Source organism: Vibrio sp. 2130-1, from assembly GCF_033339515.1.
The window spans coordinates 1-575 of sequence record NZ_JAWOUT010000534.1 but is presented as its reverse complement, the minus strand read 5'-3'; the positions used below and the strand labels follow the sequence as shown (position 1 = coordinate 575).

The 575-nt window shown below is 48.0% G+C and carries 1 protein-coding gene; it reads left to right on the top strand.

Translation table 11 applies throughout. The features are described from left to right. Positions 1-575, top strand: a 575-nt coding sequence (locus R7Q09_RS27240; protein WP_318144094.1) for an EAL and HDOD domain-containing protein, incomplete at both ends; no start/stop codon positions are given.

Genomic DNA, 575 nt, shown 5'->3' with positions numbered 1-575 from the left:
TCTATCACTGGGTACTAACCCAGTGATTGCGTCTTCGCGCTGCTTCATCAACTTTCCTCATCAGAGCTTGGTACGCCGTTTGCCTCGCAGCTTGCCAAAAAACAAAATCGTCGTAGAAGTCTTAGAGACTTGCCAACCTACCGATGATCTTCTCGATGCAATTCGCGAGTTATATCGAGAAGGTTATTTGATCGCGCTGGATGATTTCACCTTAACGCCGGAGTGGCGTCGCTTCTTACCTTATGTGCACATCGTTAAACTCGATATCATGGCGATGGGGCTAGAAAAAGCGTGTGAACTGGTTAAAACCCACCTCGCCAAGCGCGTCAAATATCACTTTTTAGCGGAACGCGTCGAAACCGCAGAAGAGTTTGAGCAAGCCAAAGCGGCGGGTTTTAAATTCTTTCAAGGCTACTTTTTTAGCAAGCCATTGGTGTCGCAAACCAAATACGTCAGTCCGGAGCAGGTGTTAGCGTTACAACTGTTTCGGGAAGTCTGCGCGCCAGAGCCGGATTTTGACCGCATTGAAAGCATCATTACGCAAGATGTGGCCTTGTCGTACAAGTTACTGCGTT